Source organism: Desertivirga brevis (assembly GCF_017355835.1).
The window spans coordinates 439,905-457,974 of record NZ_JAFEWF010000005.1 but is presented as its reverse complement, the minus strand read 5'-3'; the positions used below and the strand labels follow the sequence as shown (position 1 = coordinate 457,974).

At 40.4% G+C, this 18,070-nt stretch carries 18 protein-coding genes and 1 riboswitch; of the genes, 11 read left to right on the top strand and 7 right to left on the bottom strand.

Translation table 11 applies throughout. The features are described from left to right. The 3 genes from J4N25_RS14905 to J4N25_RS14895 all read left to right on the top strand — a co-directional run bounded on the left by J4N25_RS14905 (position 1) and on the right by J4N25_RS14895 (position 2,504). The gene (locus J4N25_RS14905) at positions 1–1,299 is read left to right on the top strand and encodes a sialidase/neuraminidase family protein (protein WP_207420464.1); all 1,299 of its coding nucleotides are present in this window, start codon (positions 1–3) and stop codon (positions 1,297–1,299) included. Continuing rightward, the gene (locus tag J4N25_RS14900) at positions 1,292–1,738 is read left to right on the top strand and encodes a hypothetical protein (RefSeq protein ID WP_207420463.1); all 447 of its coding nucleotides are present in this window, start codon (positions 1,292–1,294) and stop codon (positions 1,736–1,738) included. Before J4N25_RS14905 ends, J4N25_RS14900 begins: the two co-directional genes overlap by 8 nt. Positions 1,739–1,835: 97 nt before the next feature. Further along, entirely contained in the window at positions 1,836–2,504 is a 669-nt protein-coding gene (locus J4N25_RS14895) for a YceI family protein (RefSeq protein ID WP_207420462.1), read from the top strand. Positions 2,505–2,516: 12 nt separating this feature from the next. On the opposite strand, the gene J4N25_RS14890 is transcribed toward J4N25_RS14895, so the two are convergent. Beyond that, positions 2,517–2,747 (bottom strand): hypothetical protein, encoded by a 231-nt coding sequence (locus tag J4N25_RS14890; RefSeq protein WP_207420461.1) that lies wholly within the window; start codon positions 2,745–2,747, stop codon positions 2,517–2,519. Positions 2,748–3,177: 430 nt separating this feature from the next. Between J4N25_RS14890 and J4N25_RS14885 the strand changes: the two genes are divergently transcribed. From J4N25_RS14885 to J4N25_RS14870, 4 genes are all read left to right on the top strand, one after another. Beyond that, entirely contained in the window at positions 3,178–3,744 is a 567-nt protein-coding gene (locus J4N25_RS14885) for a PH domain-containing protein (protein ID WP_207420460.1), read from the top strand. A 243-nt stretch (positions 3,745–3,987) separates the two neighbouring features. Continuing rightward, positions 3,988–5,106 (top strand): trans-sulfuration enzyme family protein, encoded by a 1,119-nt coding sequence (locus J4N25_RS14880; protein WP_207420459.1) that lies wholly within the window; start codon positions 3,988–3,990, stop codon positions 5,104–5,106. Between the two features lie 95 nt (positions 5,107–5,201). Continuing rightward, positions 5,202–5,314, top strand: a riboswitch (SAM riboswitch). Positions 5,315–5,540: 226 nt separating this feature from the next. After that, positions 5,541–6,593, top strand: coding sequence for a homoserine O-acetyltransferase family protein (locus J4N25_RS14875; RefSeq protein WP_207420458.1), 1,053 nt, complete (start codon positions 5,541–5,543; stop codon positions 6,591–6,593). Next, a complete protein-coding gene (locus J4N25_RS14870; RefSeq protein WP_207420457.1) occupies positions 6,594–7,862 on the top strand; it encodes a homoserine dehydrogenase in 1,269 nt (422 codons plus the stop codon). It abuts the gene before it with no gap. A 142-nt stretch (positions 7,863–8,004) separates the two neighbouring features. Here J4N25_RS14870 and J4N25_RS14865 read toward each other — a convergent pair whose 3' ends face one another. From J4N25_RS14865 to ccsA, 3 genes are all read right to left on the bottom strand, one after another. Then, on the bottom strand, positions 8,005–9,441 hold the full coding sequence (locus J4N25_RS14865; RefSeq protein ID WP_207420456.1) for a Glu/Leu/Phe/Val family dehydrogenase: 1,437 nt from the start codon (positions 9,439–9,441) through the stop codon (positions 8,005–8,007). Positions 9,442–9,560: 119 nt separating this feature from the next. Next, the gene (locus tag J4N25_RS14860; RefSeq protein ID WP_207420455.1) at positions 9,561–9,770 is read right to left on the bottom strand and encodes a CcmD family protein; all 210 of its coding nucleotides are present in this window, start codon (positions 9,768–9,770) and stop codon (positions 9,561–9,563) included. A gap of 23 nt (positions 9,771–9,793) precedes the next feature. Beyond that, positions 9,794–10,456, bottom strand: coding sequence for a cytochrome c biogenesis protein (gene ccsA / locus J4N25_RS14855; protein WP_207420454.1), 663 nt, complete (start codon positions 10,454–10,456; stop codon positions 9,794–9,796). A gap of 199 nt (positions 10,457–10,655) precedes the next feature. Between ccsA and J4N25_RS14850 the strand changes: the two genes are divergently transcribed. The 4 genes from J4N25_RS14850 (at position 10,656) to J4N25_RS14835 (ending at position 14,674) form a co-directional block, all read left to right on the top strand. After that, complete coding sequence (locus tag J4N25_RS14850; protein ID WP_207420453.1) at positions 10,656–11,894, top strand: nucleoside recognition domain-containing protein; 1,239 nt, start codon at positions 10,656–10,658, stop codon at positions 11,892–11,894. A 2-nt stretch (positions 11,895–11,896) separates the two neighbouring features. Then, entirely contained in the window at positions 11,897–12,283 is a 387-nt protein-coding gene (locus J4N25_RS14845; protein WP_207420452.1) for a methylglyoxal synthase, read from the top strand. A gap of 258 nt (positions 12,284–12,541) precedes the next feature. Then, the gene (locus tag J4N25_RS14840) at positions 12,542–13,084 is read left to right on the top strand and encodes a DinB family protein (protein WP_207420451.1); all 543 of its coding nucleotides are present in this window, start codon (positions 12,542–12,544) and stop codon (positions 13,082–13,084) included. Between the two features lie 255 nt (positions 13,085–13,339). Further along, entirely contained in the window at positions 13,340–14,674 is a 1,335-nt protein-coding gene (locus tag J4N25_RS14835; RefSeq protein WP_207420450.1) for a dihydroorotase, read from the top strand. Between the two features lie 75 nt (positions 14,675–14,749). On the opposite strand, the gene J4N25_RS14830 is transcribed toward J4N25_RS14835, so the two are convergent. The 3 genes from J4N25_RS14830 to J4N25_RS14820 all read right to left on the bottom strand — a co-directional run bounded on the left by J4N25_RS14830 (position 14,750) and on the right by J4N25_RS14820 (position 18,061). Further along, positions 14,750–16,285 (bottom strand): alpha-N-arabinofuranosidase, encoded by a 1,536-nt coding sequence (locus J4N25_RS14830; RefSeq protein WP_207420449.1) that lies wholly within the window; start codon positions 16,283–16,285, stop codon positions 14,750–14,752. 137 nt (positions 16,286–16,422) lie between these two features. Next, positions 16,423–17,166, bottom strand: a complete 744-nt coding sequence (locus tag J4N25_RS14825) for a YdcF family protein (RefSeq protein WP_207420448.1) — start codon at positions 17,164–17,166, stop codon at positions 16,423–16,425. Between the two features lie 55 nt (positions 17,167–17,221). After that, positions 17,222–18,061, bottom strand: coding sequence for an oxidoreductase (locus J4N25_RS14820; RefSeq protein ID WP_207420447.1), 840 nt, complete (start codon positions 18,059–18,061; stop codon positions 17,222–17,224). Positions 18,062–18,070: the final 9 nt, after the last annotated feature.

The window sequence follows — 18,070 nt, the reverse complement described above, 5'->3', positions numbered from 1 at the left end:
ATGAATTTAAAATTTAGATTAATAATCCTAATATCCTTTCAAACAGTGCTTTTATCTCTTTTTATTTCTTGTAAAAATGCAAGTAAAATACCTGAGATAAAGGAGCATGCAATCGACGAAGAAATGGAAGCTTTGGGTCCCTATCTAACCCAGGCACCAGATAAAAGAGCTGTCCTTTGCTGGACAGCAAAGGATCCTTCTGATTCATTATATCGTGTTCAATTCGCTGCTTACAATCCCGCTACTAGTAGGTTCGGTGCACCTGTCACAGTCACCCCTTCTATAGGATGTTCTCATTCGCCTGAAAGTATGGCTAAAGTGGCATTTAAGAAAGACGGCACTATCATCGCTGTTTTCGCCCGGAAGTTTGAAAATGAAAAGAACCCCTATGCTGGAGGCATCTATTATACCTCATCCAAAGATTCGGGAAAGAACTGGTCTACCCCACTTTTTCTTCACTCCGATACCTCTCATCACTACGGAAGGAACTTCTTTGATTTGGCAACTTTGAAAGACGGAGAAATAGCTGCAATCTGGTTAGACGGCAGGTTTGGGAAAACTCAAAAGGGCTCGGCTTTATTTTTTGCTAAAACCGAAAAGGGTAAAGGGTTCGCGCCCGATTCCTGCTTGAATAAAAGCACCTGTGAATGCTGTCGTACCGACCTTTTAGTTGACGATCATGGTAATTTGCATATTGCTTACCGTAGCATTCAGTTTCCTGTAACCACTGCAGGTGCGCAAGTGCGCGATATGGTTTATATCAGTTCCAGGGACAATGGAAAAACATTCACAAAGGAACAAGCTATCAGTAATGATTATTGGAAAATAGATGGCTGTCCCCATTCAGGGCCTTCGCTTTCAGTAAGCGCTGATAAAGTGAATGCTGTTTGGTTTAGTGCAGCAGAAGGTAAGCCTGGGCTTTATTTCAGCACTTCACTTAATAATGCTCCCTTTGCCAAACGAACCTCTTTAAGTACTAAAGGACGGCATCCTCAGCTAACTACCGTTGGACAAAAGCTTGTAATGGTATGTGAAGAATCAGGAACAGGCACAAATCAATCTGGGCATCACAGCGAAGGAATGCCGGCACATCATCAAAGTGCAGCAAGCGCAAAGGTTCTATTAAGTTTTATTGAGAAGGGAAATACTTCGCGAACAATCTCAATTACAGATGGTACATTCGCAGATCACCACGCGGTAATCACACCTCAAAGTGATAAGGCATTAATAGCTTGGGTGAGAGAAAGTAAAGGAATTCCAACGATTTATTATACTACAAATGAACTGGCAAATGATTAAAAAAGCAGGCGTATTTTTGATTTCCGCCTTTGCAACTGCGGTTGTCTCGTGCAAGCAGGGTCCGGATTACAAAACCATAAGAGATGAGGTTGTATCAATACACGATAGCGTAATGATAAATACAGAAAAGGCATATCTAAATAAAAGAAAGCTTGATACCCTGGTAACTCGCCTGGATAGTATTAAGAAAGGGCGACCTGCTCTCGATACTATTACAGAAAAGCAAACCATGAACAAGTTGCGATCCCAATTGGAGGATGCGGATGACCAAATGTCGGATTGGATGCACAAGTTCAACGCCGATGTTAGCGGGAAGAATGAGGATGAAGCGGTGGCTTATTTCAATAAGGAAAAAGCAAAGATCAAGGCGATAGATTCCGTTTATGTCAACCTGCTAAAAGAATCAGATCAGTACCTGCTACAGTTCAGGAAGAAATAGGATCTGAACTTCTCCCTTTAATCAAAGGGAGAAGTTTGCAAGTCAAACACTTGGGCCTTTCCCTCTGTTTAAATGTTCTAACCCAATGTAGAATAATATGCAAACAGGAGTTAAAAGTTCAATAGTAGCAATAGCAATGGCGGTTTCTATCTCTGCATGCAATCAGGCACCGAAAGGAGATAACGCGAAAATAGCCGAAGAACAACAGGCTGCAACATCAACTGGTGAGACTTTCAGGATCGACACTACTACTTCAAGGATTCGGTTTACGGGTCACGGGATAGGTAAAAGCCATCCTGGTATCTTCAAACTGAACTATGGAAATGTATCGGTAGCAGACCAACAGATCACAGGTGGAGAGTTTGAAATAAATGTTAAGTCGCTTGAAGTGGAGGAAAAGGGCGATATGTTTCAGAGCAAGCTTAAGCCACACCTTTTAAGCGGAGATTTCTTTGACGCAGATAATTTCGGAACAGCGAAATTTCAAATCTCAAAGGTGGAACCTTACAAACCGGATGGAAAAGATACCTCTTTGGTGAAGGGAGCTAATTTCAATATTAGTGGAAACCTGACATTGAAGAACGTTACTAAAAATATTACTTTTCCAGCTAATGTAGAACTGGTGGGAAACACAATGAAGGCTAAAGCCGACTTTGACATAGACAGAAGGCAGTGGCAAATGAACTATGGAAACGATAAAACGCTCGGTGATAAGTTCATTTCAGAAAAGGTAAATATTGAGCTCGACCTAAAAGCGATAAGATAGAGCAGAATTTGATCAATTTGGAGGATACGATTGCTTAAAGGCGATAAGTACCTCCAAAAAGATCTCTCTATCAAGATCAAATGCTGGTTTATCTAAACCAACCGGCCTCCCCTTTTTAAAGTTCACGGGAAATAATTCCTTAAATTCTATAAATGAAAGCTGATCTTGTAACCAGCTGTACTTCTCAAAAATAACCTTTAACTTCATTTCAAAAAGCTTATCTGCCATCGGATCACTACTCATCTCTTTTGTTATTTACTGCAAAATAAGTCAAATCCCCGGCAAAAAGGAAAGGGCGAAAAAGGAAAATTTTAGACTCGAATATATTTAATGATAATTAACTGAGGGGAAAATTCATTTAAGGAACGTCCTACCACTAACTTGCCATACCCAAGACTTAACAGGGACAAAACCCGTACTTAGCCCGGACATAGCCCGGTAAATTGCACGCGTTTCCCCTGTTAGATACTGGCTACTATTCTGTCAGTAACAAGTTAACCTTAAGTTTATCTCCATAGCTTTTTATTTCCTTTGAAAATGTTTCTTCGATTCTTTCTGCTGCGCACTGTACTATCCCCCTAGAGTAATCTCGCCAAGCTGCTAGAAGATTGAAAAAAATCATAACCCAAATAAAAAAACTTGCGTATACAGTAGCAGTAAACTACCCTTCAGTATGAGTAAAAAACAAGAAAAGGCAGAAGTAAGACACCCTGAACCAACTATTACAGCACAGAAACATTGGATCGTTTATTCAGCACCTGCGGGCTTAATCGCAGCTGGATTAATATTATTCCTTCAGGAGGATATGACATTCAAAGTTTTTGGAGGAGTTTTAGCTGCAGCGGGATTGATTTGGGCAATCAGTAAAGCAAACGAAAAATGGCATCTTACAGATCAGCACCTGGTAATGGAAAAAGGTCTGTTCTCAAAGAAAAAACATGAAATATCTGTTCATGATATCTACAAAGCTTCGGCAGAGCATCATAAATTAAGTAAGTATTTCAGAATGGGTCATATCAGAACCCGTAGAAGAGCCGATGAATGTTCTGGTTTCAGCCACTCTTTCATTACTAATCACGAGGAGTTCTCGAAAGCTATTGAGCACCGGGTTAAAAAGCATTCTTCAGCTCACAGCTTGAATCAGGTTTATGAATTGAAAGAAAAAGGTGCTATATCGCCTAAAGAGTATGAGCTTATTAAGCTAGGTCACGTAACTCAACAATTCTTATCTAAACTGTAAAAGAAAAAAAAATTTGTATAAAGGCTCCTTCTAGGGGCCTTTTTTTGTGAACGTCTATTTTTCTATTCTAGCAGCACTCCCAAAGACGATCATCCCTCGTTTGTAGGTTTCTATGAGCGGGAGTTTTTTGTTCCGCTGATCCCTTTTTCTTCTAATCCCTTTTATTAATGTTTTTGTTCTTTAAAACAAGCTAAGTCTATTTTCATTAAGTCTTAAATCTTATTATTGCAGAATAAGCAGAATATGAAAATAGAAACTATTGCAATTCATGCCGGTAATACTACCGATTCAAATACTAAGGCGGTTGTTCAACCTATAACATTATCTACTACTTTCGAACGGGCAGAAGATGGTTCCTATCCTGCAGGATATATATATACACGTGCTGCTAACCCAAATAGATTATCCCTGGAAAATGTGCTAGCCAAGCTAGACGGAGGAGTTGAGGCTTGTGCTTTTTCCTCGGGAAATGCAGCGGGATCTGCTGTTTTCCAATCCCTCGAACCAGGAAGTCATGTCATTGCTCCTGAAGACATGTATCATGGTTTGAAGGCATTGATGAATGAAGTGTATTCAAGAACACTCGACATCACCTATATAGACATGTCTGATCTTGCCGCCGTGGAAAAATCAATTAAACCGCATACCACAAGACTTATTTGGATAGAAACACCTTCTAATCCTTTGCTTAAAATTTCAGATATTAAGGCTATTTGCGGTCTTGCCCACCAGCATGAGATCTCCGTTTGCTGCGATAATACTTTTGCAACTCCAGTTTTTCAAAAGCCTTTGGATTTAGGAGCTGATCTGGTAATGTACTCTTCCACCAAATACTTCGGAGGCCACAGTGATGTGCTCGGAGGGGCTTTAGTGACTAAAACAACCAACACCCAATGGGAGAAGATTAAAAGCATACAGACCTTGTCGGGCGCTGTTCCCTCTCCTTTCGATTGCTATATGACTGTTCGGGGATTAAAAACATTGCCTTACCGGATGCGGGGGCACGAAGCAAATGCGCTTAAAATAGCACATTTCCTGGAGCAGCATCCTGCTATTGAGAAGGTGTTTTATCCTGGCTTAGAAAGCCATACTTCACATAATATCGCAAAATCTCAAATGTCTGGTTTCAGTGGAATGCTAAGTTTTACTATAAAAGGTGGAGAAGAGGCAGCCGGAAAAGTAGCTAATTCCCTGAAATGGATCACACAGGCTACAAGTTTGGGGGGAGTTGAAAGTTTGATAGAACATAGGGCTTCAGTTGAAGGACCACTTACTAAAACACCTTTTAATCTTCTACGACTTTCTGTTGGTCTTGAGAATATCGAGGATCTTATAGCTGATCTTAGAAGTGCCTTGGAGTAATAGTATTCGGAATTTTTTGTACGATTAAACTAAAAGCTATTATATTTGCTTGTCCGATTGAAATATCGGTTGTCAAATACCCCTCAAAAGGTTTTGATTTATAAAGAAGCGGTGAGAGATCAGGCTCTGCGACCCGCTGACAACCTACCGGGAGAGAACGGAAAAGGTGCCAAATCCTGTTCCCGATTAATTGGGAAAGATATAAATTGTTAAAACCATGAAGAAAAATCTTAAAGAACCAGGTTCCCTATTGGGAGCATCTTCGCTTGTACCTGAAAATGGGTTAAGTTCCTCAATGCAGCTTATAAAACTTTTGGATCTTTTGATGCAATAGGTTTTTCAGACACTTCCAAAGGCATCTGTTTTTCTGCTGTAGCAGTAAATCATAAATTTCTTAAATTTTTTTAAGTAGAGTAAATCGATCATTACCACGCATGAGCATTTCTACATATAAACATAATTTGCCTTTTACCTGTGAAAATGGTGAAATAATAGGGGAACTTGAGATTGCTTACGAAACATGGGGACGACTAAATAGCCAGGGTGATAATGTAGTTTGGGTTATTCACGCTCTCACTGCTAATTCTGATGTCTTCGACTGGTGGGGCGGTTTGTTTGGTGAGAATAAACTGTTCGATCCGCAGGATCAGTTCATCGTTTGTGCTAACGTTCTTGGGTCTCATTATGGTACCACCTGCCCTCTCAGTGCAAATCCGGAAACAGGAGAACCATACTTCTTATCCTTCCCAAATTTTAGCATCAGAGATATGGCGAGGGCGCAAATTATTCTTGCTGATCATCTTGGAATTAAAGAAATAGCAATCCTAATAGGTGGCTCCCTGGGAGGACAGCAAGCGGTTGAATGGGCAATTCAGGAGCCATCTAGGATTAAGGACTTGATTTTAATGGCTACTAATGCCAGGCACTCGGCTTGGGGTATTGCGTTCAATGAAAGTCAAAGACTAGCAATTAGTGCTGATCCTACCTTTTATACTAATTCACCTGAGGGTGGAAAGAATGGGCTAAAGGTGGCGAGGAGCATTGCGCTTCTCTCCTATCGTAACTATGAAACTTATGTCAGTACCCAACAGGAAGTTAGCGATGAAAAAAGGGAAGGCTTTAAAGCTTGCTCCTATCAGAATTACCAGGGAGAAAAATTAGTAAAACGCTTCAATGCTTATAGTTACTGGTACTTAACTAAAGCGATGGATAGTCATAACGTGGCAAGAGGGCGTGGTTCAGCAAAAGACGCCTTGAAAGCTATTACAGCAAATACCCTTGTTATCGGTATCACTTCGGATCAATTATTTCCAATATCAGAGCAGAAATATCTTGCAGAAAATATTGAAGGGGCCTTTTACTCAGAAATTAATTCTTTTTACGGGCATGATGGCTTTTTAATAGAGACAGATGCCCTTACTAATGTGATAGCTGAATTCCGGCAGAAGGTGCAACCAGAATACGAGATTTTAAACATAAATTTTTAAATGAGTAAGAAACTTACACTTGGTTTATTTGGCTTTGGCGTGGTGGGTCAGGGCTTATACGATATTATCAGGACAAAGGACCTGAATCTTGAAATTAAAAAGATTGCTATAAAAAATCCTGAAAAGGAAAGAACGCTTCCTGAAGAATTGTTCACTACAGACGGAGAATTAATATTGAACGATCCTGAAATAAATACAGTAGTAGAGTTAATCAACGACGCCGCTGCCGCCTATTACATTGTAACTACAGCCTTGAAAAATGGTAAGAACGTAGTGTCTGCTAATAAAAAGCTTATTGCTAACCACCTTGAAGAGCTGGTTGAACTACAACAAAAGCATAACGTTTCTTTTTTGTATGAGGGCGCAGTATGCGGTAGTATTCCAATCATCCGCAACCTGGAAGAGTATTATGATAATGAGTTGTTGTACTCTTTAAGGGGTATTTTCAATGGTTCATCAAATTTTATCCTTTCTAAGATCTTCAATGAGAATTTAAGTTACGGAACAGCTTTGAAGCAGGCTCAGGATCTCGGTTTTGCTGAAACCGACCCAATTCTTGATGTGGGTGGCTTTGACCCTAAATATAAGCTGGTTATTGCCTCTGCCCACGCATATGGATTACTTGCTGATCCCGAGAATGTGTTAAACATTGGCATTCAAAACTTAGGCGACCAGGACATCCAATTTGCAAGAGAAAAAAATTTTAAGATAAAACTTGTACCTACAGCCTTAGAATTTGGAGAGAAGAAGATCGTTCTTTATGTACTACCTAAATTAGTGAGGCAGGATGACTTTCTTTATAACGTTGAAAACGAGTACAACGGAGTGATCGTGCAGGCTGCCTTTGCTGATCAGCAATTTTTTTTCGGTAAAGGAGCTGGAGGCCACCCAACAGGTTCTGCAGTTCTTTCAGATATCGCTGCTCTGCGCTATGACTACCGTTACGAGTATAAAAAGTATCATCAGAAAAAAGGCCTGGTGCTTTCATCTGACTATTCACTAAACGTTTATTTAAGGTATTCCGATGAGCAACTAATTGAAAAGCTGGGATTCGAAGAAGTTACTGAGCGTTATTTTTCGCCTAACTTCAAATATGTAGTTGGTAAAATCTCTTTAAGCGCGTTAGCCCTGCAGAAAGAACTATTGACTCAACCCAGTGTGTTCATTGCTGAAATAGGAAATGTAAGTCCGGTAACACATGAAACAGGGGTTTCCAAAGAGCACCTGGAGCTCGAGAATTCGAAGACCCTGACTCATTTGGCGATTTAAGGGCAATAGAACCTTCATGAGCAGATGCTCGCAAATGGAGGGTGAAAGTTTTTGAAGGTTCTTTTTGGCCTGAAATAAACAAATAGAGTTTTACAAAAAAAGGAGAGTTAAAAAGCTCTCCTTTTTTCGGTCTTTATTCCCTTTAAGGCCAAATCCCCATGTTCATATAGGATATAGCAACCTTATTTATTGAACCAACAAAAGCTGCGGTTCTCAGGTCTTCTATCTTAGGGTTTTGAACTTTAATCTCTCTGATATCATGATAGGCACGCACCATACTCTCTTCAAGACCAGAATTAACCAATTCAAGTTCACTTGGCCCTTTAACTACCAGTTTTTTCTGATCCCAGGTTAGAGAAGCGCCGGTCATCTTCTCGATAAGATTAACCAACTCGAGATTTGCCTTCTCCTCATATCGTTTGTCCATTCTTCCAAATGCAACGTGATATAGGTTCTTTAGCCATTCGAAGTAAGAAACAGTAACACCTCCTGCATTACAGTACATATCTGGAATAATTATGCCGCCTCTTTCAGTGAAAATTTTTCCGGCTTCAGGGGATGTTGGACCATTAGCGCCCTCTGCGATAACTTTTGCCTTAATGTTGTGAATGTTATTAATGGTGATCTGGTTTTCCAATGCTGCAGGAACAAGTACATCACATTCCTGTTCTAAACCCTCAGCAGAGTTTGCAAATTCTTTTGTTGCACCGGCGAATCCCAGCACTGTTCCGGTCTCTTTTCGATGGGCAACTACTGCATCTACATCCAGTCCATCAGGATTGTAAATAGCTCCCTCATATTCACATAAGCCTACTATGATTGCTCCAAATTCTGCGAGGAATTTGGCAGAATGGTATCCCACGTTCCCTAATCCTTGTACGATGATTCGTTTTCCTTCCAGTCCCGGAGTTAATCCAAGGGCCGCCATATCTTCAGCAAAACTCATGCATTCCCGGGTTGCGATAGCAACACCTCTTCCCGTAGCTTCTCTCCTTCCATTAATACCATGCAGGGCTAGTGGCTTTCCGGTAACGCAGCCCATAGCGTCAAGCTGACCCGGATTCATAGTGTAATAAGTGTCTGCTATCCAGCTCATTTCCCGTTCGCCAGAACCATAATCAGGTGCAGGAACGTCAATAGCTGGACCGATAAAATTCTTCTTTATAAGTTCAACGGTATAGCGGCGAGTGATATTTTCCAGTTCGGCGAGTGAATAGTTCTTCGGATTTATTTTAATTCCGCCTTTTGCTCCACCGAAGGGAACATTCACAATAGCGCATTTATAAGTCATAAGTGCGGCTAGTGCCATTACCTCGTCTTCATTTACCATTTCACTGTAACGAATACCTCCTTTGGTTGGAGACATGTGGTGAGAGTGTTCAACGCGCCATGCGTCTATTACCTCCACACTGTTCCCTTTCCTAATGGGGAAACGGAACCTGTAAACGCTGTTACAAGCTTTAATCTGGTCAAGTAATCCTTTAGGGTGATCTGTAAATTGCGCTGCACGATCAAAAAAAGCACAAACATCATCGAAGAAACCCGTTTGACCATAGGGGGCTACTTTGTTGTCAGTCATAAATTCTACTTTAGGTTTATAAATGTTGACCTAAATCATCAACTTAAAGTATGAAAGATAACAAAGTGTTTGAGTATATCGTGATATCTTTTCACGAAATTTCTTTAGGCTTAAATGTTTTAATCCTGGTTTTCCAGTTTCTTCAGGCGTCGGTCAATAGAAAATAGATAAATTACCAGTCCTATAAATATAACAGCTACAACGGCAACAACAACATAGATCTTTCCTGAGCTTCTTAAATCTGTTGCCATTTCTACGTCGCTGGCTTGCGCAAAAATTTGAATAGTAGTTATGAGGATTAAAGAGAGAGTCAAAAAGAAACTTTTCATCTTAAGAGATTTATGAGCTTATATTAATTAGTGTTTTTCTTGTTTTCGAGCAGACGGATCCGATATCGGATGGTCATAATCCAAATGCCCATCAATATCCAGCCAATAAAGGTTGGTCTTAAGACCCACTTCATGTTGTAATCCAGATCTAAATTACTAAATCCCGGGTTTCCGCCGTTGCCTGGATGAAGAGAGTCGGTTAAACGCGGGAGGATAAACAACAGGGCTATCATTACCGGAAAGGCAAAGATGTTATATATCGCCGAGATCTTAGCTCGCTTTTGTTCTTCGTCAAGCGAGTTCCGCAGTACCAAATAAGCCAGGTACATCAGTGTTGAAATTGCCGAGCTATTTAATTTAGGATCATTAGGCCATGGAGCACCCCAGGTTATATTAGCCCACAACATTCCTGTTGCAAGTCCACAAAAGCAAAAGAAAACACCGGTATTTACGCTTTCTACCGCTATCAGATCATCGTTTTCGTTGCCTGTGTTAAGATATTTAATACTGTAAATGACAGATATTAAATAAAGTGCCAGCATGGCGAACCACATGGGTACATGAAAGAATAAGTTTCTGATGCTTTCATGAAGAATTGGTAATGCAGGAACTGGAATTAGAAATCCCCCGATAATGGAATATAAAACTAAAATAGAAGCTAGTAGCTTCCACCAGTTTTGTCTCATAATACTTTATTTGGTGGCGCAAAGGTATGAAAGAAAGGACAAAGGTTAAAGTGGAAAGGTTAAAGAGGGAAGATCAAGGGGGAACGTTTGAACCTAGTTGTTAGATAATTTGCCGAAAGCTTTCCAAAAACTGTAAATTCACACCCGTTTGCTGCCTGAGTGCAGGTAGCACCATTTTTTACGTTGATTTGTAGATGGCATGGTTTTAAATTATATCTGGATATCTTTTTTTATTATCTCTTTTATCGTTGCATTAATTAAGCTTATCTTCTTTGGAGATACGGAGATTTTTCAGAAACTGGTTGAAGGCCTTTTCGATACCACCAAATCATCCGTAATGGATATTGCACTTCCTCTGATCGGAACAATGGGACTGTGGCTGGGGATCATGCGAATTGGGGAAAAGGCAGGTGCTATTAACTTTCTTAGCCGTATTGTTGGACCATTTTTTAATCGACTTTTTCCTGAGGTGCCAAAAGATCATCCTGCAACCGGACAAATGATGATGAACTTTTCTGCGAATCTTCTAGGACTTGACAATGCTGCAACGCCCTTGGGTCTTAAAGCGATGGGAAGCCTTCAGGAGCTAAATCCAAGTAAAGATTCGGCCTCGAACGCCCAGATCATGTTCCTGGTGCTTCATACCTCGGGTTTAACCATATTGCCTATTTCCATTATTGCCCAAAGAGCAATACTCGGAGCAGCCGATCCAACAGATATTTTTATCCCTTGTATTATAGCTACCTATGTTGCTACAGTTGTCGGAATGATCGTTGTGGCCATATGGCAAAGGATTAATCTTTTTCAGCCGGTTGTAATGGCGTGGCTTATCGGTTTAACTTCTTTTATAGCTTTCATTGTTTGGTATTTCACTGCTTACCTTGATAAAGATCAGATCAGTATCGTTTCCAGGGTTGCTAGTAACCTGCTTCTGCTTAGTATTCCAGTTATTTTTATTTTAGGTGCCATCCGTAAGAAGGTTGACGTTTTTCAAACCTTTATTGAGGGAGCTGTGGGTGGCTTTGAAACTTCAGTTAAAATTATTCCTTATCTGATCGCCATGCTAGCTGCAATAAGCTTGTTTAGAAACTGCGGAGCCCTGGGGTATATTGTAGATGGATTTAAATTTGCTTTCAGTCAGTTTAATATTGATACGCGTTTTACTGATGCTTTACCTGTAGCTTTCTTAAAACCGCTAAGTGGTTCGGGTGCAAAGGCCATGATGATCGAAACTATGAAAACCTTTCAACCCGACTCCTTTGTAGGACGTCTTGCCTGCGTTTTTAACGGCTCAGCAGACACAACCTTTTATATTGTCGCTCTTTATTTCGGTTCTGTCGGAATTAAAAATAGCCGCTATGCAATCACTGCGGGTTTAATAGCCGACCTGGCCGGGGTTATTGCAGCTATCCTTATATCTTATTTATTTTTTGGATAATTATGTCGAAAGAAACAATTGCCCTAATTGCACATGATGGCCGGAAGCCTGAGATGGTTGAGTTTGTTAAGGAGTATCACGAGATACTTAAAAACTACAATTTGATTGCTACGGGCACAACAGGTTCCAGGATCCAGGAAACGGGTTTGGAAGTTACACGTAAACTAAGTGGACCTCAAGGAGGAGACGCTCAAATTGCAGCTATGGCCGCCGAAAAAAATCTGAAAGGAATTATCTTCTTTAGGGACCCTCTCGGAAAGCATCCTCATGAACCAGATGTTCAAATGCTATTAAGAGTGTGCGATGTCCATAATGTTCCTCTGGCCACTAATCCTGCCTCTGCTAAATATCTGCTTCTGGGTATGGTTGAAGAAGGACAACAAGTCTGACAAAAAAGGCATAATTGTTGATTTTGTCTTCAAACTGCTACATTAAGTAAAACAGGTATTTCACTTTGCAAACTACCTGTTTTACTCGTTGATAGTACTCCTATCTCGCTATAGATCAAACTTTAACGCTACCTGAACCTAATCTTAATACTCCCTGCCGACCTTTGGCATAGAAACTGAATTAATCCTGTTACCAGACGAGAAACAAAACAAATTGGTCATATGTTAAATACAGGACTAACCAAAAACGATTCTTCTATGAATTTACACCCTCATACTATTGAGAGGTTTTGTAATCAACACAAAACACTGAAAAGTTATATTGACGATCTTCCACCGGAAGCAATCTATAACAGAATTACACAAGACAAATTTTCTATCCACGAAACAATCGCGTATCTGACAAGATATCACCATATTTTCCTGGATCGTTTAAATCGAATTGTTAGCGAAATAAACCCTCATTTTGACATTTACAAGCCCGATCAGGATCCTGAGTTTTCTTTTACAAATGCAAAAACAACCGGTTCCCTGATGCATGAAATGTATAGACTGCGGAATGAACTTTGGTTGAAAATAGAGCAGATGCCTTCAGAGAATTTTGCCCGGGTTGGAACACATGCGGTTTTGGGAAGAATGAATGTAAATCAATGGCTTGAATTTTTCCTTCTGCATGAATCCAGTCAGCTATTCAAGATCTTTAAAATGGCTGGAAGTTTCTGGTCAATGGAGCTAGGTAAAAATAACAACGTGATTTACCTGCCACGTTTATCTGAATATATTGATGAGCTTGCAGTGTGAGGCAATGAATGAATGAATGAATGATTGAATGAATGATTGAACGAGGATATACGGCTATAAAATAGCTTAACATCTATCTATGAGATAAAGGGATTAACAGGTATAGCTTGCTAATCCCTTTTTATTTTTATATGTATAGTTATGATAATGATTCTTGCACCAAGTCTTCTATTAATCCTTATTTTTTGTTTGTATGTATCTTATTAAACTTATTTTCGCAGGTTAGTAAGTATTAATAATTCAAACCTGCAAAAGATGTCGTCAATCCTAATTAAAGCTGCAACCCTGGTAAACGAAGGAAAACAAACAGTCTCCGATGTACTCATTAAAGATGGATATATCGAGCAAATAGCTTCCTCATTGAATGTGTCTGCTGATAGAGAAATAAATGCTGAAGGGAAATTTCTGCTACCCGGTTGTATAGACGATCAAGTACATTTTCGTGAACCTGGACTGACACATAAGGCAGAGATCTTTACAGAAAGCCGGGCTGCGGTAGCCGGTGGTATTACCTCCTATATGGAAATGCCGAACACCGTTCCAAATACTATTACACAGGAGCTACTTGAAGAAAAATATACTATAGCCTCACAAAGGTCTCTGGCGAATTATTCTTTCTTCATGGGTGCTACAAACGATAATATTGACGAGGTATTAAAAACCAATGCGCAAAATGTATGTGGCATAAAGGTTTTTATGGGTTCCTCTACGGGAAATATGTTGGTTGATAATGGAGCTGTTCTGGAAAAGATCTTCTCTTCCGCTCCGATCCTCATTGCTACCCATTGCGAGGATGAGCAGACCATCAGAACTAATTTTGCAGCTTTTCAGGAGAAGTATGGCGAAAACATTACGCCAGAAATGCATCCATTAATAAGGAATACAGAAGCATGTTATAAATCATCATCTTTAGCGGTCGAACTAGCGAAAAAACATGGAGCGAGATTACATATCCTGCATATCTCCACCGAAAAAGAGCTGGCGCTATTTGAAAATACTACCCCACTGGCAGAGAAGAAGATAACAGCTGAAGCTTGTATCCATCATCTTTGGTTTTCTGATAAAGATTATGCTGAGAAAGGAAACTGGATAAAATGGAATCCTGCTGTAAAGGCAGAAAGCGACCGTGATGCAATATTGCAAGCAGTTCTTGACGGACGAATTGATGTTATTGCTACTGACCATGCTCCCCATACCATTGAGGAAAAACAAAAAAGCTATCTGCAGGCGCCGTCAGGCGGACCTTTAGTGCAGCACTCACTTCTAGCTATGCTTGAATTTTATAAGCAGGGTAAGATCAGTCTTGAAGCAATTGTAGAGAAAATGGCCCATAATCCTGCCATCTGCTTTAACATTAGTAAACGGGGCTATATTAGGGAAGGTTACTGGGCAGATCTGGTACTTACGGATTTGCAGGCGCACACAGCTGTTAAACGGGAAACAGACCTATCGAAGTGTGGTTGGAGTCCTTTCGATGGTTATACTTTCAGTTCCGCCATCACACATACAATTGTGTCTGGAAACCTGGTGTATGAAAATGGGCGATTCAACGAATTGGGTAGCGGGAAGCGATTGAGCTTCGTCAGGTAATTCGTATATATAAAATAAAAAAAGTCCCGTCAAGCGAGAGCTTGGACGGGACTTTTTATTACCTGTCCTAATCTTTTATTTCAGTTCCAAGGCAACTACAGAGTGTGCCGGCAGTTTCACTTTAAGGACGTCTCCTTTAATGTCGGCGCCTTTAAAGGTAACTGGAATGATTTTGTTCGGGTTTTCGAACGAGTTAAAGTCCTGAAGTTTAGCAGAGGTTAAGATACGACCACTAACTGTTTTAAACTTAGCTCCTTTTATATTGATTGAGATCTCTTGTGCTGCTTTAGCATCAATATTGGTAAGCGTTACATGAGTAAGTCCATTCTTGCGGGAAGCAGATCCACTTACTGCAGGTAATTTATCGTTTCCTAAAGTATAATTGTTTGTTTTGACCGTAAGCGGTAACCACTCTGCGTCCTGGTGAACGTTGTACATTTCCATAACATGATATGTAGGGGTCAGGATCATTTTCTCTTCATTAGTTAGTACTACAGCTTGTAATACGTTTACCGCTTGAGCAAGATTGGCCATCTTGATCCTGTCTGTATGGTTATTAAATATATTAAGGGTCAAACCAGCGATCATTGCATCACGAATAGTGTTTTGCTGATATAAGAAGCCTGGATTAGTTCCTGGTTCTACATCGTACCATCCACCCCACTCGTCAACTACCAGGGCAATTTTCTTGTTAGGGTCGTATTTATCCATGATCGCAATGTGTTTGTTAACCAACTCCTCCATAAAAGCAGCGCTTTTCATGGTGGCAAAATATTGCTCTTCTGAGAAATCTGTAGACGGACCTTTTTTATTCCAATTAATAACTGAATAGTGGTGGAGCGCGATACCCTCAACCAGGTTTGAAGGAATATTTTTCATTAGCGTTTCGGTCCAGTTGTAATCAGCAGAATTTGCTCCGGAGGCAATTCTGAATAGCTTAGTGGAGTTATCCCAGTTGGTCATGAATGTAGAATACTTGCGGAACTCGTTTGCATAGTAGTCTGGCTTCATGTTTCCACCGCAACCCCAGGCTTCATTGCCCACTCCCCAAAAAGATACTTTCCAAGGCTGGTTTCTACCATTCTGTCTTCTAAGTTTAGACATAGGGCTTTCGCCTGCAAAATTCACATATTGAACCCAATCCGCCAGTTCCTGAACCGTTCCGGTAGCAAGGTTCCCGGCAAGGTAAGGTTCTGTGTTTAACAACTCACACATATTAAGGAAATCATGTGTTCCGAAGCTGTTGTTTTCGGTAGTTCCACCCCACCAGGTATTTACAATTGAGGGCCTTTGGTTCTTAGGTCCAATACCATCTTTCCAGTGATAGGTGTCTGCGAAACATCCTCCCGGCCAGCGTAGGTTGGGGATTTTGAGCTTTTTTAATGCGTCAACCACATCTGTTCGTATTCCATCTTTGTTAGGGATCTTTGTATTGTTTTCACCAACATAAAATCCACCATAAATACACCTGCCAAGATGCTCTGCGAAATGGCCGTAAACGTGTTTGCTGATCGTTCTGCCGCTGGGACTTGTACTCAGCTCAGCTGTGTTTTGTGCGGAGGCACTCAATGCCATTGAAGAAGATAGCAACAATAAAAGGAGCTTTCTCATTTGAAATAATAATTGGTTTTAGTAAATAAGTGTTTGTTTGACAGTTATAATTGTTAGCGCTAAGTTATGCCTTTTTTTATCAAAAGCAAGAGGGCTTTTAATTTTTTTATTTGCCCTTATTTGCCCATATTTTCCTATTATTTCAGGTAATAGACGATGTAGCCAATTAATTCCTTGATGTACTTTTCCCACTTTGATAAGGTTTCTGCATTTGGCAAGAAGCTGTCTATCGACAGCCGTTCGTGACCTGCAATGTAGTTACATGAATAAGGTATTACTTCTACCCCAGCCTTTTCAAAAGTTAGTAATGACCTGCGCATATGGAAGGCGGAAGTGACGAGCAAATATGGAGGCGGAACATTATTTGCTTTCAGTAAACGCTGCGTGAACAGTGCGTTCTCCAGAGTGTTTCTTGATTCCTTTTCGATCAATACATCTTTTGGTTCTACCTTGAAGTCTTTCAATACCTCAGCTGTCCAGCTGCTTTCGATGAAAGATTTCGGTAGCAGTACATTAGCATTTCCTCCACTAAAAACCAGATATTTAACTTTTCCGGAGATTTTTAACCGGGTTCCTTGAATAAACCTGTCTGACGCCCCATTAAAATATCCACCTCCGTTTCTATCCTCACTGCCGTAGCCTCCAAGTACAATTGCTGCGCCGTATTGTTTGTTATCAGGTTTGGTAGTAATATCCCAGAGACGGGCATAAGAGTTTTGAAAGAAAGGTAAACTGAAGAAGAGTAACAGAAAGAATCCGGTTAGTAGAAATCGCCTTTGTAATTTCTTATTCTTACAATATATGGCTAGCAAAAACGCAAAGACAATCCAGGTAATCGGATAAATAAATATTACCAGTAGCTTAGATAATAGAAAAAACATAGTAATTCGATTTCCTTGCAAGGATAAGAAATATTCGAATTACTATGGCCGGGCTTTAATCTGCAAAACCTGTTTTTATTGCTTTGCTTTCCCAGTGACTAATATCTTCGGCAACCGACTTAAGCTTGTTCTTTATAGCCTCATGTGCCTCAGGCCCAAGAGGAAGGCGTAGCGGCGGATTTTCACTATTCACTACTTCCACGATTACTTTTGCTCCTTTTTCAGGATCGTTTGGTTGATCGCCAGAATAGCTGTTTATTGTTGTAATAAGTTTACCAGCTACGTCTGAGTAATCTTCGATTACTTCGGCTGCACGTTTAGATGAATCTCCGGCCCAGCTAGTCCTGAAGGGACCCGGTTCCACAATCGTTACTTTAATATTCAGGTTTGCTGCTTCCAAAGCCAGCGCTTCGCTAAAGCCTTCAAGAGCGAATTTGCTTGCATTATAAATTCCTAGTCCTGGCGCTGAGCGAAAGCCAGCCTGCGAGGAGATTTGTACAATATGCCCTCCCTGCTGCTTTCTCATGAGAGGTAAAACAGCTTGAGTCACAGCCAGAGCGCCAAAAAAATTTGTTTCCATTTGCTGTCTTGCCTCCTCCATGCTAACTTCTTCAACAGCTCCAAAGAGACCATAACCTGCATTATTAACGAGAACATCAATTCGTCCAAAGTTTAAGACTGCAGTATCGATAACGCCTTTAATATCGGCATGTTCATTTACATCCAGTAAAACTCCATAGGTTTTACCGGGAACTAGTTGCGAAAAATCGTCAATTTGTTCTTTTTTTCTCAGTGTCCCGATAACAGTTGCCCCGGTTAGAGCCGCATGTTTTGCGATACTTCTTCCTAAGCCTCCTGAAACTCCTGTTATAAACCAAATTTTTTCCTGACTCATTGTTTTTTC

Excerpts from the sequence above, each read along its gene's own strand:
- J4N25_RS14820 (WP_207420447.1), bottom strand. The coding sequence starts at position 18,061 with ATGAGTCAGGAAAAAATTTGGTTTATAACAGGAGTTTCAGGAGGCTTA.
- J4N25_RS14825 (WP_207420448.1), bottom strand. The coding sequence starts at position 17,166 with ATGTTTTTTCTATTATCTAAGCTACTGGTAATATTTATTTATCCGATT.
- J4N25_RS14830 (WP_207420449.1), bottom strand. The coding sequence starts at position 16,285 with ATGAGAAAGCTCCTTTTATTGTTGCTATCTTCTTCAATGGCATTGAGT.
- J4N25_RS14880 (WP_207420459.1), top strand. The coding sequence starts at position 3,988 with ATGAAAATAGAAACTATTGCAATTCATGCCGGTAATACTACCGATTCA.
- J4N25_RS14905 (WP_207420464.1), top strand. The coding sequence starts at position 1 with ATGAATTTAAAATTTAGATTAATAATCCTAATATCCTTTCAAACAGTG.
- J4N25_RS14890 (WP_207420461.1), bottom strand. The coding sequence starts at position 2,747 with ATGAGTAGTGATCCGATGGCAGATAAGCTTTTTGAAATGAAGTTAAAG.
- J4N25_RS14860 (WP_207420455.1), bottom strand. The coding sequence starts at position 9,770 with ATGAAAAGTTTCTTTTTGACTCTCTCTTTAATCCTCATAACTACTATT.
- J4N25_RS14850 (WP_207420453.1), top strand. The coding sequence starts at position 10,656 with ATGGTTTTAAATTATATCTGGATATCTTTTTTTATTATCTCTTTTATC.
- J4N25_RS14885 (WP_207420460.1), top strand. The coding sequence starts at position 3,178 with ATGAGTAAAAAACAAGAAAAGGCAGAAGTAAGACACCCTGAACCAACT.
- J4N25_RS14840 (WP_207420451.1), top strand. The coding sequence starts at position 12,542 with ATGAATTTACACCCTCATACTATTGAGAGGTTTTGTAATCAACACAAA.
- J4N25_RS14835 (WP_207420450.1), top strand. The coding sequence starts at position 13,340 with ATGTCGTCAATCCTAATTAAAGCTGCAACCCTGGTAAACGAAGGAAAA.
- ccsA (WP_207420454.1), bottom strand. The coding sequence starts at position 10,456 with ATGAGACAAAACTGGTGGAAGCTACTAGCTTCTATTTTAGTTTTATAT.
- J4N25_RS14845 (WP_207420452.1), top strand. The coding sequence starts at position 11,897 with ATGTCGAAAGAAACAATTGCCCTAATTGCACATGATGGCCGGAAGCCT.
- J4N25_RS14900 (WP_207420463.1), top strand. The coding sequence starts at position 1,292 with ATGATTAAAAAAGCAGGCGTATTTTTGATTTCCGCCTTTGCAACTGCG.
- J4N25_RS14865 (WP_207420456.1), bottom strand. The coding sequence starts at position 9,441 with ATGACTGACAACAAAGTAGCCCCCTATGGTCAAACGGGTTTCTTCGAT.
- J4N25_RS14895 (WP_207420462.1), top strand. The coding sequence starts at position 1,836 with ATGCAAACAGGAGTTAAAAGTTCAATAGTAGCAATAGCAATGGCGGTT.
- J4N25_RS14875 (WP_207420458.1), top strand. The coding sequence starts at position 5,541 with ATGAGCATTTCTACATATAAACATAATTTGCCTTTTACCTGTGAAAAT.
- J4N25_RS14870 (WP_207420457.1), top strand. The coding sequence starts at position 6,594 with ATGAGTAAGAAACTTACACTTGGTTTATTTGGCTTTGGCGTGGTGGGT.